This is a genomic window from Methylobacterium sp. 4-46, assembly GCF_000019365.1.
GTDB lineage: Bacteria > Pseudomonadota > Alphaproteobacteria > Rhizobiales > Beijerinckiaceae > Methylobacterium.
In genome coordinates, this window is record NC_010511.1 from 2,851,712 (window position 1) to 2,865,307 (window position 13,596).

The 13,596-nt window shown below is 72.5% G+C and carries 10 protein-coding genes; 6 read left to right on the top strand and 4 right to left on the bottom strand.

Annotation, left to right across the window (positions count from 1 at the left end; translation table 11 throughout):
* Nucleotides 1-7 precede the first annotated feature (7 nt).
* Nucleotides 8-1,822 carry a hypothetical protein gene (locus tag M446_RS12280; protein ID WP_012332415.1) on the bottom strand — a complete coding sequence of 605 codons (1,815 nt, stop codon included), beginning with the start codon at nucleotides 1,820-1,822 and terminating at the stop codon, nucleotides 8-10.
* A gap of 390 nt (nucleotides 1,823-2,212) precedes the next feature.
* Between M446_RS12280 and frc the strand changes: the two genes are divergently transcribed.
* Nucleotides 2,213-3,490 (top strand): formyl-CoA transferase, encoded by a 1,278-nt coding sequence (frc, locus tag M446_RS12285; RefSeq protein ID WP_012332416.1) that lies wholly within the window; start codon nucleotides 2,213-2,215, stop codon nucleotides 3,488-3,490.
* Between the two features lie 122 nt (nucleotides 3,491-3,612).
* Nucleotides 3,613-4,545 (top strand): methionyl-tRNA formyltransferase, encoded by a 933-nt coding sequence (locus tag M446_RS12290; RefSeq protein WP_012332417.1) that lies wholly within the window; start codon nucleotides 3,613-3,615, stop codon nucleotides 4,543-4,545.
* Nucleotides 4,546-4,599: 54 nt separating this feature from the next.
* On the opposite strand, the gene M446_RS12295 is transcribed toward M446_RS12290, so the two are convergent.
* A complete protein-coding gene (locus M446_RS12295; RefSeq protein WP_012332418.1) occupies nucleotides 4,600-5,265 on the bottom strand; it encodes a glutathione S-transferase family protein in 666 nt (221 codons plus the stop codon).
* Between the two features lie 273 nt (nucleotides 5,266-5,538).
* Nucleotides 5,539-7,077 carry a sensor histidine kinase gene (locus tag M446_RS12300; RefSeq protein ID WP_012332419.1) on the bottom strand — a complete coding sequence of 513 codons (1,539 nt, stop codon included), beginning with the start codon at nucleotides 7,075-7,077 and terminating at the stop codon, nucleotides 5,539-5,541.
* A 228-nt stretch (nucleotides 7,078-7,305) separates the two neighbouring features.
* Here M446_RS12300 and M446_RS12305 point away from each other — a divergent pair, with 228 nt between their 5' ends.
* From M446_RS12305 to M446_RS12320, 4 genes are all read left to right on the top strand, one after another.
* On the top strand, nucleotides 7,306-7,761 hold the full coding sequence (locus M446_RS12305; protein WP_012332420.1) for a (2Fe-2S)-binding protein: 456 nt from the start codon (nucleotides 7,306-7,308) through the stop codon (nucleotides 7,759-7,761).
* A 16-nt stretch (nucleotides 7,762-7,777) separates the two neighbouring features.
* On the top strand, nucleotides 7,778-10,066 hold the full coding sequence (locus M446_RS12310) for a xanthine dehydrogenase family protein molybdopterin-binding subunit (protein WP_012332421.1): 2,289 nt from the start codon (nucleotides 7,778-7,780) through the stop codon (nucleotides 10,064-10,066).
* A gap of 112 nt (nucleotides 10,067-10,178) precedes the next feature.
* Complete coding sequence (locus M446_RS12315) at nucleotides 10,179-10,793, top strand: uracil-DNA glycosylase family protein (RefSeq protein ID WP_012332422.1); 615 nt, start codon at nucleotides 10,179-10,181, stop codon at nucleotides 10,791-10,793.
* Nucleotides 10,794-10,914: 121 nt separating this feature from the next.
* Nucleotides 10,915-12,234 carry an Hsp70 family protein gene (locus M446_RS12320; protein WP_012332423.1) on the top strand — a complete coding sequence of 440 codons (1,320 nt, stop codon included), beginning with the start codon at nucleotides 10,915-10,917 and terminating at the stop codon, nucleotides 12,232-12,234.
* Nucleotides 12,235-12,334: 100 nt separating this feature from the next.
* Here the strand turns inward: M446_RS12320 and hemH are convergent, their stop codons facing one another.
* Entirely contained in the window at nucleotides 12,335-13,417 is a 1,083-nt protein-coding gene (gene hemH / locus M446_RS12325; protein WP_012332424.1) for a ferrochelatase, read from the bottom strand.
* Between the last annotated feature and the right edge of the window lie 179 nt (nucleotides 13,418-13,596).

A 13,596-nucleotide genomic window follows, 5' to 3' on the forward strand; every position in this document is an offset into this window, starting at 1 on the left:
GGCGCCGTCACTCGGTCGGGGACGCGGGGGCGTCGATCTCCTCGGGGTCCGGCCCCCAGGCGCCGAGCGTGTGCGTCTCCGCCCGGACGAGATGCTCCGGCGGCGCCCCGTCAGGGCACGCCTCCGGCGGGCCCTCCGCCAGCGCCGCGAAGGCGGCGCGGATCTCCGGATCGCCGAGGGCCCGCGCGAAGGCGTCGCGGTCCGCGCAGGTGAGCCTGCGGCCCTCGAAGCGGGCGTAGACCAGCCCCGTCGCGGGCTCGGCGAAGCGGATCAGGCGCATCTTGCGGGCGCAGTCGCGCAGGAAGCCGGTGTTGCGGGAGGGCGCCATCGCGTCGGCGCCCGGATAGACCTGCGGCGGGCCGCCGGCGTCGACGTTGATGCGCCGGAAGCGCTCGATGTCGAGGAGGCGGGCCGGATCGAGGATCGTCATCTCGCCGTTCCAGCCGAAGGCGACGGTGCGCGGGCGGCAGCCCTGCGCCACGCTGTTGTCCAGGAACTCCGTGTGCACCCGCCGGTCCGGCTTCAGCGCCCAGGTGAAGAACAGCCGCGGCATGCCGGTGAAGGCCTCGACGTTGTGGGCGAGGAGGTCGTCGACGGCCTTGTAGCGGCCGAAGCGCTCGCCCCGCAGCCATGCCCGCTCGACCGTCGCGTCCGGCGGCGTGATCATGAACAGCATGTAGATCCGGTCGCCGAAGCGGGTGAGGAGCTGACTCCCGTCCTCCGCCCGCGAATCCGCCGCGAAGCTGTCGAACCGGAACCGGTCGATCAGCAGGTGCGACATCCGTCCCTGGCGCGCCTTGGCCGCCATGTAGCGGTCGAGCTTGGTGTTGACGATCTCGACCTCGTGGCCGGTCAGCGTCCCCGCGTAGCGCCGCGCAGGGCCGAGCGAGGCGTAGTCCAGCAGGAACTTGCGCCAGATGTCGGGGCTGATGAGGGCGAAATCGGACCAGTCCGCGCCGATCCGCCCGGCCAGCGCCCGCTGCAGGGGCCGCATCGTGCTCTTGCCCGAGGCCGAGGCGCCCTTGACGTTCATGACGATCGGCCGGGCCTGCGGGGTCAGCACGCGGTAGCCCTCGCGCAGAGCCGCCTCCCGGAACCACGGGTCGAGGAGCCGGCCGATCTCCCGGCTGCCGTGCCCGTTCGAGACCAGCGGCGCGGCGATCCGCAGGATCAGGGCACGGTCGCGCAGCAGCCGGCCGCGCTGGCGGATGATCCCCGCCACGGCCCGGCGCAGCGCCTCGCAGGCGGCGCGCGCGAGGGAATCCTCCTCCCGCGCCGCCCGCTCGCAGGATTCGGCGAGGATCCGGAGCGCCCGCTCCTCGACCGGCTCCGCCGCGGGGCCGGGCGCCGGAGCGGCACGGAACCGCGACAGCCAGCCCTTCCTCGCCGGCGGCGGCGGCGGCGCGAAGATCGCGTCGAGGACGCGCTCCATCCGGGCGGAGGCCCGCGCGTCGACGCCGTCGAGGGCCGCGCGGAGCTCGGCGTGGCGGGGCCGGATCGCGGTCGCCAGGATCCGCTCGGTCATCCGGCGGAAATTCACCCCGAGATCCGCGTATTCCTGCCCGGTCGGGACCGAGAGGTCGGCGGTGACGCGCACCAGAACCTCGTGCACGGCCAGCCGCTCGGGCCGGAACGCGACCAGATCCTGCGGCGCCAGACCGCAGACCCCGGCGAGGTCCTCCGCGTCGGCGAGCCGGGTCGAGACGTTCTCGGGCCGAAACACCGTCGCGAGGGGCAGGAAGGCCCGCGGCAGAGTCGATTCAATCCCCGGATTCCAGGGACCGAAGGCGGTCAAGGTCTCGTCGGACGGGTCGCTGAGCATCGGCGGGGCCCTCCTCGCGAAGCGTCTCCTATTTGACACATGGTATCTGGTATGCCAACTTCCCATTGACGCCGCCGCGAGGCGGTGCAAGACCGGCCGCCCGGGTGCGCCGCGTCGCTCGGCGCCGGATCCTGTCCGGCGAGGGCGGCGCAGCCGCGAGGGCGCACCGGCGCGAGCGAGGGAGCGCCCGATGGTGAGAGAGTCGAGGTCGTTCGCGACCCGTCCGACGTCCGGACGCGTCGCGCCGGGGCCCGCCGCCCGCCCGCTCCCCGCCGCCTGCCCGAATCCCCCCGCGAGACCGCCGTGGAGCCCGGATCACGCCTGCCGTGACTCGGGCCGTCTCATCCGGCTCCGGCCGGCCCCGCAACCGCTCAAGGTGAAGACACGCGCATGACCAAGGCACTCGAAGGCGTGAAGATCCTGGATTTCACGCATGTCCAGTCCGGGCCGACCTGCACGCAGCTGCTGGCGTGGTTCGGCGCCGACGTCATCAAGGTCGAGCGTCCGGGCGTCGGCGACATCACGCGCTCGCAGCTGCAGGATGTGCCCGACGCGGACAGCCTGTATTTCACGATGCTGAACTCGAACAAGCGGTCGATCACGCTCGACACGAAGAACCGGAAGGGCATGGAAGTGCTCGAGGATCTCGTGCGGACCTGCGACGTGCTGGTCGAGAACTTCGCCCCCGGGGCGCTCGCCCGGATGGGCCTGACCTGGGAGCGCATCCAGGCGCTCAACCCGCGCATGATCGTCGCCTCGGTCAAGGGCTTCGGCCCGGGCCCGTACGAGGATTGCAAGGTCTACGAGAACGTCGCGCAGTGCGCCGGCGGCGCCGCCTCCACGACCGGGTTCCGGGACGGCCTGCCGCTGGTGACCGGCGCGCAGATCGGCGATTCCGGCACCGGCCTGCACCTCGCGCTCGGCATCGTGACGGCCCTCTACCAGCGCACCCATACGGGCCGCGGCCAGCGCGTCGACTGCGCCATGCAGGACGGGGTGCTGAACCTGTGCCGGGTGAAGCTGCGCGACCAGCAGCGCCTGAGCCACGGGCCGCTCAAGGAGTACAGCCAGTTCGGCGAGGGCGTGCCCTTCGGCGATTCCGTGCCGCGCGCCGGCAACGATTCCGGCGGCGGCCAGCCGGGCCGCATCCTCAAGTGCAAGGGCTGGGAGACCGACCCCAACGCCTACCTCTACTTCATCACGCAGGCGCCGGTCTGGGAGAAGATCTGCGACGTCATCGGCGAGCCGGAATGGAAGACCCATCCCGACTACGCCAAGCCGGCCGCCCGCCTGCCCCGCCTGAACCAGATCTTCGAGCGCATCGAGCAGTGGACGATGACGAAGAGCAAGTTCGAGGCGATGGAGATCCTCAACCGCTACGACATTCCCTGCGGCCCGATCCTGTCCATGAAGGAGCTGGCCGAGGAGCCGTCGCTGCGGGCGACCGGCACGATCGTGGAGGTCGAGCACCCGGTGCGCGGCGCGTACCTGACCGTCGGCAACCCGATCAAGCTGTCCGACAGCCCGACCGAGGTGAAGCGCTCGCCGCTGCTCGGCGAGCACACCGACGAGGTGCTGCGCGAGGTGCTCGGCTACGGCGAGGAGCGGATCGTCGACATCGCCGCCTCGGGGGCGATCGGCGCCTTGCCGAAAATCGCCGCCGAGTAGGCCCTGACGCCGCGGCGCCCGCTCCCCGGGCGCCGCCCACCGGACGCGACGGCCGCCGCGCCTCCCGCGGCGGCCGAACGGGGAGGCTTGCGCGCGACGAAGCTCCCCTGACGGAGGCCTTTATGCGCATCGCACTCATCGGTCAGCAGGATTTCGGCAAGGCCGTGCTCGAGGCCTTCCTGGAGCGGGGCGACACGGTCGCGGGCGTGTTCTGCGCGCCCGACCGGGAGGGTGCCAAGCCCGACGCGCTGAAGCGCGAGGCGGAGGCCCGCGGGCTGCCGCTCCACCAGTTCCCGAGCCTCAAGAGCCAGGACGCGGCCGACACGCTGCGCGCCCTCGACGCCGATCTCGGCGTGATGGCCTACGTGCTGCAATTCGCGCCCCAGAGCTTCGTGACGATCCCGCGGCACGGGACGATCCAGTACCACCCGTCCCTGCTGCCGGCCTATCGCGGTCCCTCCTCGATCAACTGGCCGATCGCCAAGGGCGACGCGCGCACCGGGCTAAGCATCTTCCGGCCGACGGACGGCCTCGACGAGGGACCGGTGATCCTGCAGAAGACCTGCGAGATCGGCCCGGACGACACGCTCGGCGACGTCTATTTCGGCCGGCTCTTCCCGATGGGCGTTGCCGCGATGCTGGAGGCCGCCGATCTCGTGGTGGCGGGACGCCACCGGGAGGTGGTGCAGGACGAGGCGCAGGCGAGCTACGAGGGCTGGTTCTCGGCCAAGGCCGCGCGCCTGTCCTGGGACTCCCATATCGATCACCTCTACAACCTGATCCGCGCCGCCAACCCGGCGCCGGGGGCCTGGACCACCCTGGAGGGGCGCAAGCTCCAGTTCTTCGACTGCCGCAAGCACCCGGTGCGGCGGATCGCCGAGGTGAAGGGGGCGCTCGGCGAGGTCGTGGCGGTCGGCGAGGAATCGATCCGCATCACCGCCCAGGGCGGCCAGATCGAGCTGTTCAAGCTGAAGCCGGAGGGCGGGTCCAAGATGTCGGCCGGCGCCTTCGCGCGCGAGGGCGGGATCCGGGTCGGTCATATCCTCGGGACCTGAGGGGGAGACGGGGCGGCGTCCGATCGCCGCCCCCGCCGCGCGCGGGCGCCGCGCCTATCCTCCGAGCGGCGCCGGGCGCGGCGAGACGCCCTGCGCGAGCGCCGCGTCGCGCTCCGCCGCGCAGGCGCGGGCGTGGGCCGGACGCGCGCGCAGGCGCGCCAGGTACGCCCTGGCGAAATCCGGGACCTGCTCGTCCAGCCCCGCCATCTCGGCCAGCATCAGCGCGTAGCCGAGGCTGATATCCGCCGCGGTGAAGCGGTCCGCCGCCGCGTAGGTCCGGTCCCCGAACAGGCTGCCGAAGGCGCGCAGGCGCGAGCCGAACCAGCGGGCGTAATCCTCCACCACCTGCGGCAGGCGCCGCTCGGGCGGCTCGAAGCGGCCGTAGCGGAGCACCAGCGTCTGCGGGACGGTCAGCGTCGCCTCGCCGAGATGCAGCGCGTTCAGGTAGGCGCCGTACTCCGCCTCCTCGGGCGCGACGCCGAGGTTCCCCGGGCTGTAGCGGGCCCCCAGATAGGCGCAGATCGCCGCCGACTCCGTCATGACGGTGTCGCCGTCGCGGAAGGCCGGGATCGTGCCGAGCGGGTTGACCGCGAAGAAATCCTTGCGGTGGGCCCGCGGCGGGAAGGGCAGCACCACGAGTTCGTAGGGAAGGCCGATCTCCTCCAGCATCCAGAGCGGCCGGAAGGAGCGCGCGCCGACGCAGTGATGCAGCCTGATCATGCGGTCGCCTCCCCGCGCGAGAGCATCGTCCGACGAAGGGATGCCGGTTCGTCGCAGACAATGCGGCCCTATCAAAGACCGGGAGCGGCGACCGACGCCGCATGACCGGGCGCTGCTTGACGTCTTTGGTTCTGCCGCATGTCCTACGCTGAACCGGCATCCCCCTTCAGCGGGACATGCTCCAGCCTCGCGCGGGCGGGGCCGCATGGCAAGGCGCGCGGTCCCGCTCCTCGGGCGGATCCCCGGTGCCGGATCGATCGCCGGAGAACCGCCTCACGCGGCCCGGGCCGGGCGGGTCGGCGGCTTGTCCTCGGTCACGTCCACCGCCGGCAGCGCGTCCATGACCCGGGAGGCCGGGAAGGTCACGATCACCTCGGTCCCCTCCCGCGGCTTCGACTTCAGCTGGAAGCCGCCGCCATGCAGGTCGACGAGCCCCTTCACGATCGGCAGGCCGAGGCCGGACCCCTGCTCGGCCGTCTTGATCGCCAGAGAGCCGCGGCCGAAGGAGGACATCACGGTCGGGATCTCGTCTTCCGGGATGCCCGGCCCCGTATCCTTGATGCTGACGTACTGGCCGCCCGACGAGGTCCAGCCGACCTTGATGGTGATCTCGCCCCCGGGCGGCGTGAACTTGATGGCGTTCGACAGGATGTTGAGCACGATCTGACGGACGGCGCGCTCGTCGGCCCAGAGCCGCGGCAGGGACGGGTCGACGAGTTCCCGGAAGTTCTGGTTCTTCGCCCGCGCCCTGAGGCCCATCATGTGCCGGCACTCCTCGACCACGTAGGCGAGCTGCACCGCCTCCTCGTTGAGTTCGTAGCGCCCGGCCTCGATGCGCGACAGGTCGAGGATCTCGTTGATCAGGTTGAGCAGGTGCAGGCCGCTCTCGTGAATGTCGGTCGAGTATTCCTGGTAGGAGGGCGAGGCGTGCGGCCCGAAGACCTCGTTCTTCATCACCTCCGAGAAGCCCAGGATGGCGTTGAGGGGCGTGCGCAGCTCGTGGCTCATGGTGGCGAGGAAGCGCGACTTGGCGAGGTTCGCCTCCTCGGCGCGGCGGCGCGCCTCGTCGGAATTGGCCTTGGCCTGTTCGAGCTCGCCGAAGATCGCGTCCTTCTCGGCCCGCGATTGCAGCGCCGCCACGGTCGAGCGGAAGAGATGATTCGACAGGACCAGGAAGAAGAGCTGGGCGCCGACCGCCATGGCGACGAGCATCACGGATTCGAAGCCGCGGGTCACCAGGAGCAGGCCGAGCGTCGCGAGGCTGAGCGGAACCAGCCCCGCCCCGGCCGCGAGCGGCACGGTGGCGGCGAGCATCGTGGTCCCGGCCGCGACGATGACCAGCACGAACAGCACGAAGGTCTGGGCGTTCGCGGCCTCGACCGAGAAGGGCAGCAGCGCGAGGAGCGCCCAGGCGGTGCTCTGGGTCACCTCGCCGATCACGGCACGCCGCCGCGAGCCGCGCAGGGCCACCGAGTCCGGCGCCTGGCGCAGGAAGCTGCGCGCGAAGACCGCGACCGCCGCGATGCTGCCGAGCACCCCGCAGAGCCACACCGCGCTCCACACCAGCGGCAGCCAGACCGCGGAGGCGGCGGCGACGCAGAGCGCGAACAGCGTCAGCGGCAGGAACGCCCCGATCCGGTACTGGGCGAAGATGCGCAGCAGCTCGTAGTCGAAGGCGCGCTCCAGCCCGATCGAGGAGGTCAGCCGCTCGCGGGCCGAGCGCACGTCGCGCGCGCGCTGGCGCCGCCGCGCCGCCTCCTCGGCGGTCGGGCCCCGCCCGCGCCGCACCATCTGGGCCGTGACTTCGGACATGGGCTCGGGTCGCGCCGCTCCTGCCTCCCGGACGGGGACGAGGACCGAGGCTTGCGGAAAATTATTAAGGTTGCCCTGCCCTGACCGGAGAAACACCGGCCTATCCCGGGCCTGCGCACCGCGCACGCGCATGTGCGGCAGCGCACAAACGCCGCGCTTGCGCCCGTGCCAGGTGTCGCGGCACACCAGCCGCGCTGGAACCACTCCAGAGTATCGTCGGAGCGTGCGATGCCGAAGCTCACCGTCAACGGCAGAACCGTCGAGGTCGATGCCGATCCCGAGATGCCGCTCCTGTGGGCGATCCGGGACCACCTGAATCTCACCGGCACCAAGTACGGCTGCGGCATCGCCCAGTGCGGAGCCTGCACCGTCCACATCGACGGCCAGCCGGCCCGCGCCTGCCAGGCACGCATCGGCGACCTCGCCGAGGCGAAGATCACCACGATCGAGGGCGTCTCCGGCAAGGTGGCGGAGGCGGTCCAGGCCGCGTGGCGCAACCTCGACGTCGTGCAGTGCGGCTATTGCCAGTCCGGCCAGATCATGTCAGCGATCGGGCTGCTCTCCGAGAACAAGGCGCCGAGCGACGCGGAGATCGACGGCGCGATGGACGGCAACATCTGCCGCTGCGGCACCTACCAGCGCATCCGGGCGGCGATCCACGACGCCGCCCGCGCCCTCGCCTGACCCCCGGAGGCTGTCCATGGTCCACGTGCTGGGCGCCAAGCGCCCCTCCGAGCGCCCCTCCGAGCGCGCCCCCGAGCGCCCCTCGGCACCCTCCCGCCGCGCCTTCCTGGCGGGCGCCGCCACGGCCGGCACCGCCCTCGTCGTCGGCTTCCATCTCGGCTCGTCCGGAGCCCGGGCCGAGGCCGCGGGCCCCGACCTCTCGAAGGTCCCGGCCAAGCCCAACGCCTTCGTGCGCATCGCCGCCGACGACAGCGTCACGGTGGTGATCAAGCACCTCGACATGGGCCAGGGCAACACGACCGGGCTCGCCACGATCCTGGCCGACGAGCTCGATGCCGACTGGGCGCAGGTGCGCACCGCCTTCGCGCCCGCGGACGCCTCGCTCTACAACAACCTCGCCTTCGGCCCGATCCAGGGCACCGGCGGCTCCACGGCCGTCGCCAATTCCTGGATCCAGCTGCGCAAGGCCGGGGCCGCCGCGAGGGCCATGCTGGTCTCCGCCGCCGCGGCCGCCTGGCAGGTGCCGGCCGCCGAGATCACGGTGCAGAAGGGCGTGATCCGCCACGCCGCAAGCGGCAAGGAGGCCCGGTTCGGCGCCTTCGCGGCGGCCGCGGCCGCGCAGCCGGTGCCCGAGACCCCGCGCCTCAAGGAGCCCGGGGAGTGGACGCTGATCGGGACCAAGCTCCCGCGGCTCGATTCCGCCGCCAAGACCGACGGCAGCGCGGTCTACGCCCTCGACATCCGGCGCCCGAACCAGCTGACCGCCGTGGTGGCGCGCCCGCCGCGCTTCGGCGCTGCGCTGAGGTCCCTCGACGACGCGGCCGCCCGCAAGGTCGCGGGCGTGGTCGACGTGGTCAGGATCCCGATGGGCGTCGCGGTCGTCGCCCGCGACACCTGGTCGGCCATGAAGGGCCGCGAGGCCCTGCGGATCACCTGGGACGACGCGGGCGCCGACCGGCGCTCCTCGGAGCAGCAGCTCGCGGAGTACAAGGCGCTCGCCGCCAAGCCCGGCCTCGTCGCCGCCAGGCAGGGCGACGCGGCGGGCGGGATCAAGGGGGCGGCCAAGGTGCTGGAGGCGGAGTTCGCCTTCCCGTTCCTCGCCCACGCCCCGATGGAGGTGCTCAACGCCACGATCGAGAAGGCGGCGGACGGCACCTACCTGATCCATGCCGGCTCGCAGTTCCAGACCATCGAGCAGGTCGTGGCGGCGCAGATCCTCGGCACCACGCCCGACCGGATCCGCATCAACACGGTCTGGGCCGGCGGCTCCTTCGGCCGGCGGGCCACCACCTCGGCGGATTACATCGCGGAGGCGGCCGCCATCCTCAAGGCGACCGGCGAGGGCCGGCCGATCCACCTCGTCTGGACGCGCGAGGACGACATCACGGGCGGCTATTACCGGCCGGCCGCCTATCACCGCATCCGCGCCGGTCTCGACGCGGCGGGCGCCATCACGGGCTGGGAGCACACGCTCGTCGGCAAGTCGATCCTGATCGGCACGCCCATGGAGGCGATGCTGGTCAAGGACGGCGTCGACGCGACCACGGTCGAGGGCGCCGCGGACACGCCCTACGCCCTGCCGGCCTATCGCTTCGAGGTGCACAACGTGCGCGACGCGGTGCCGGTGCTGTGGTGGCGCTCGGTCGGCCACTCGCACACCGCCCAGGCCATGGAGGTGTTCATCGACGAGCTCGCCCACGCGGCGGGCAAGGACCCTGTCGCCTACCGGCTCGGCCTGCTGCAGAAGGCGCCGCGGCTGTCGGGCGCCCTGCGCCTCGCGGCCGAGAAGGCCGGCTGGAGCGAGCGCCAGGAGAAGCCCGGCCAAGCGAAGCCCGGCCAAGCGAAGCCCGGCCAAGCGAAGCCCGGCCAGGGCCTCGGCGTCGCCGCGCACGAATCCTTCGGGTCCTACGTGGCGATGGTCGCCGACGTGACGGCCGAGGCCGGCAAGGTCAAGGTGAACCGCATCGTCGCGGCGGTCGATGTCGGCGTGCCGGTGAACCCGGACGTGATCCGGGCCCAGGTCGAGGGCGCGGTCGGCTTCGCGCTCTCTTCGGTGCTGCGCAACCGCATCACCTTCCGGGACGGCGTGGTGCAGGAGACGAACTTCGACGCCTACGAGCCGACCCGGATGAGCGAGATGCCGCGGGTCGAGGTGCACATCGTGCCCTCGCGGGAGGCGCCGACCGGGATCGGCGAGCCCGGCGTGCCGACGCTCGCGCCGGCGATCGCGAACGCGATCTTCGCCGCGACGGGCCAGCGGCTGCGCTCGCTGCCCCTCGACCTCGCGGCCCTGCGCGGGGTGTGATGGCGCACCGCGCCCAGGCTTCCCGGGCGCTATCCCGGACCTGACCAGACGTTTCGAGACTTTCCCCAGCGCGGCTCCGGCCGCGCTTCTTTTTTGAGCCCCGCCCCCGACCATGACCGAATTCGACGAGGTGGCCGCCGCCCTGAGAGCCTGCCGCCTGTGCCGGGACGCGCCCCGCCACGGCGGGCCGCTCCCGGTCGAGCCGCGGCCGATCGTGCAGGGCAGCGCGACGGCGCGGCTCTGCATCGCCAGCCAAGCGCCGGGCCACCGGGCCTTCCGGAGCGGACGGCCGTTCCAGGACCCGTCCGGCCGGCGCCTGCGCGCCTGGCTCGGCCTCGACGAGGCGACCTTCTACGACCCGGCCCGGATCGCGATCCTGCCGATGGGGGCCTGCTTCCCGGGCCACGACGCGGCGGGCGGCGACCTGCCGCCGCGGCGCGAATGCGCCGAGACCTGGCGCGCCCGCCTCCTCGCCGGGCTGCCCGCCCTCGACCTCGTCCTGGTGATCGGGCAATACGCGCAGGCGTGGCACCTCGGCCGCGCGCCGGGCGGCCTGACCGGGACCGTCGCGCGCTGGCGGGAGCTGTTCGCCGAGCCCCGTCGGCCCCGCGTGCTGCCCCTGCCCCACCCGTCCTGGCGCAACAGCGGCTGGCTCAAGCGCCATCCCTGGTTCGAGGCGGAGCTCCTGCCGGTCCTGCGCCGCGAAGTCGCGCGCCTGACCGGCTGAGCGACGGTCCGGCGAGCTTGACGGCGGCGCGCCGCCGCCGGATGAGCAGCGCCCCCCACGGGTCGCGGGCGCGCCGCGCCCGGCCGCCCAGCCCGCTCGCCCCCTGATCCGGAGCCGCCCGATGCCCCAGCCCGTCTCCATCGGGATCGATTTCGGCACGACCAACACCGTGCTGGCGCTGGCCGGCCCCGAGGGCGGCGTCGAGGCGGTCACCTTCCGGCACGGCGCGGAGGAGCGGCGCACCTACCTGTCGGCGCTGGCCTTCTGGCAGGAGGGGCGCGGCGCCGCTGCGGGCACGCGGCTCGCGGGCGGGCCCTTCGCGGTCGAGGCCTTCCTGGAGGGCCATCTCGGCCTGCGCTTCATCCAGTCCTTCAAGAGTTTCGCGGCGAGCGCGGCGTTCCGGGAGACCCGGATCTTCCGCGAGCGCTACCAGTTCGAGGACCTTCTCACAGCCTTCCTGCGCACGCTCCAGCGCGATGCCGGGGCGGGGCTCGACCTCACGGGCGCCCGGGTGGTGGTCGGCCGCCCGGTGCGCTTCGTCGGCCAGAACCCCGACGAGGCGCTGGCCATGCGCCGCTACGCCGCCGCCTTCGCGCGGCTCGGCCCCGGCGAGACGCTCACCGCCTACGAGCCGGTCGGGGCCGCCTTCTTCTTCGCCCGCCGCCTGGAGGGCGCGGCCACGGTCCTGATCGCGGATTTCGGCGGCGGGACCAGCGACTTCTCCGTGATGCGGTTCTCCCGGGAGGGCGACGGGCGGCTCACCGCCACCCCGCTCGGCCACAGCGGCGTCGGCGTCGCGGGCGACGCCTTCGACGCGCGCATCGTCGAGCACCTCGTGGCCCCGCGGCTCGGCAAGGGCGGCAGCTACCGCGGCATGGGCGGCAAGGTCCTGCCCCTGCCCTCGCACTACTACGCGAACCTGTCGCGCTGGCATCAGCTCGCGCTGATGAAGTGGTCGGGCGACCTCCAGGACCTGCGCGACCTCGCCCGCGCGGCGGTGGATCCGGCCCCGCTGGCGGACTTCGTCGCCCTGATCGAGAACGACCTCGGCTTCCCGCTCTACCAGGCCGTCTCCGCCACCAAGGTGGCGCTCTCGGCGCGGGACGAGGCGGAGTTCCGCTTCGTCGGGCCGGGGACGGGGCTCGACATCCGCGCGACGCTCGACCGCGCGACCTTCGAGTCGCTGATCGCCCCGGAGGTCGCCCGGATCGCGGCGGCGGTGGACGACGCGCTCGCCGCGGCGGCGGTGCCGGCGGGGGCGATCGACCGGGTCTTCCTCACCGGGGGCACCTCGCTCGTCCCGGCGGTCCGGGCCCTGTTCACGGAGCGGTTCGGGGCCGGGCGGGTGGCGAGTTCGGACCAGTTCGAGTCGATCGCGCACGGGCTCGCCCTGCTCGGGCAAATGCCGGATGCGGAGCGCTGGGCGACCGGGCGGCTCTGATCCGCCATCCGGTTGATGGCTCCGCCGCGCGGATGTGGGCTTCGCTCACGTGCCGCGCAGGCTCGTGATCCGGGATCCGCTTGATCAAGCCGATCCCGGATCAGTCGATCCAGCCGCGCAACTCGCGCTGCACGACGTGCTCGATCACCCGCATGCCCTCCGGCCCGTCGTTGAGGCAGGGCAGGTAGGCGAAGTGCGTGCCCCCGCCCTCCTCGAAATAGTGGCGGTTCTCACCGTCGAGTTCTTCCAGGGTCTCCAGGCAATCCGCCGTGAAGCCCGGCGCCACGATGGCGAGGCGCTTCACCCCCGAGGCGGCGAGTTCCTTGACGGTCTCGTCCGTGTAGGGCTTCAGCCACTCCTCGTTGCCGAAGCGGGACTGGAACGTCACCCGCATGCGCTCGGGCGCGTAGCCGAGCGCCTCGCGGATCAGCCGCCCGGTCTTCACGCATTGGCAATGGTAGGGGTCGCCCTTCAGCAGGTAGGATTTCGGCACGCCGTGGAAGGAGGTGAGGATCACCTCGGGCTCGAAGTCGAGCTTCTCCAGGTCGCGCCGGATCGCGCTCGCCACCGCGTCGATGTAGACCGGGTCGTCGTGGTAGGGCGGCGAGACCCGGACGGTCGGCTGCCAGCGCATCTTCATCAGGGCCCGGAAGGCCTGGTCGCAGGCGGTGGCCGAGGTGGCGGCGGCGTATTGCGGGTAGAGCGGCACCAGCAGGATGCGGTCGCAGCCCTGGTCGAGCAGCGCCTGGATGCGCCCCTCCACCTCGGGCTTGCCGTAGCGCATCGCCCAATCGACCACGACGCGCCCGCCCATGGCGGCCTGCAGCTTCTCGGCCTGACCCCGGGTGATGGTCTTGAGCGGACCCTCGTCGAGGTCGTTGTTCCAGATCGAGGCGTAGTCGCGGCCCTTCGGCCCGGGCCGCTTCGTCAGGATCACGAGGTTGAGGAGCGGCCACCAGATCGCGCGCGGCACCTCGATGACGCGCCGGTCCGACAGGAACTCCTTGAGGTAGCGGCGCATCGGCCAGTAGCTGGTGGCCTCGGGGGTGCCGAGATTCATCAGCAGCACGCCGACGCGTCCCCAGGCCACGCGCGCATGCTCCGCCGGCAGGGCGCCGGGCGCGACCGGGCTCACGGGCGTGGCACCGCGTTCGAGCACCGCCGGCTTCGTCACCTCGTTCATGTCCGTCCGATCAGGTTACGCCGGAGCCTCGCCGCGGCGTCGTTCCGCACCGCGCCCTACATAGCGCGGCGCCGGCCCGATCCAACGCGTCGAGACGCAGCAGCCCCGTGGCGAAGGTCGCGCGGCGCCCGCGCGGCGACAACGAAATCTTGACCATGACGGCGCTTTCCTGGTGACCG

Bases quoted from the DNA above. Each gene is read 5' to 3' on its own strand.
- M446_RS12280 (WP_012332415.1), bottom strand. From the start codon at position 1,822: ATGCTCAGCGACCCGTCCGACGAGACCTTGACCGCCTTCGGTCCCTGG.
- M446_RS12300 (WP_012332419.1), bottom strand. From the start codon at position 7,077: ATGTCCGAAGTCACGGCCCAGATGGTGCGGCGCGGGCGGGGCCCGACC.
- M446_RS12310 (WP_012332421.1), top strand. From the start codon at position 7,778: ATGGTCCACGTGCTGGGCGCCAAGCGCCCCTCCGAGCGCCCCTCCGAG.
- M446_RS12290 (WP_012332417.1), top strand. From the start codon at position 3,613: ATGCGCATCGCACTCATCGGTCAGCAGGATTTCGGCAAGGCCGTGCTC.
- frc (WP_012332416.1), top strand. From the start codon at position 2,213: ATGACCAAGGCACTCGAAGGCGTGAAGATCCTGGATTTCACGCATGTC.
- M446_RS12295 (WP_012332418.1), bottom strand. From the start codon at position 5,265: ATGATCAGGCTGCATCACTGCGTCGGCGCGCGCTCCTTCCGGCCGCTC.
- M446_RS12320 (WP_012332423.1), top strand. From the start codon at position 10,915: ATGCCCCAGCCCGTCTCCATCGGGATCGATTTCGGCACGACCAACACC.
- M446_RS12315 (WP_012332422.1), top strand. From the start codon at position 10,179: ATGACCGAATTCGACGAGGTGGCCGCCGCCCTGAGAGCCTGCCGCCTG.
- M446_RS12305 (WP_012332420.1), top strand. From the start codon at position 7,306: ATGCCGAAGCTCACCGTCAACGGCAGAACCGTCGAGGTCGATGCCGAT.
- hemH (WP_012332424.1), bottom strand. From the start codon at position 13,417: ATGAACGAGGTGACGAAGCCGGCGGTGCTCGAACGCGGTGCCACGCCC.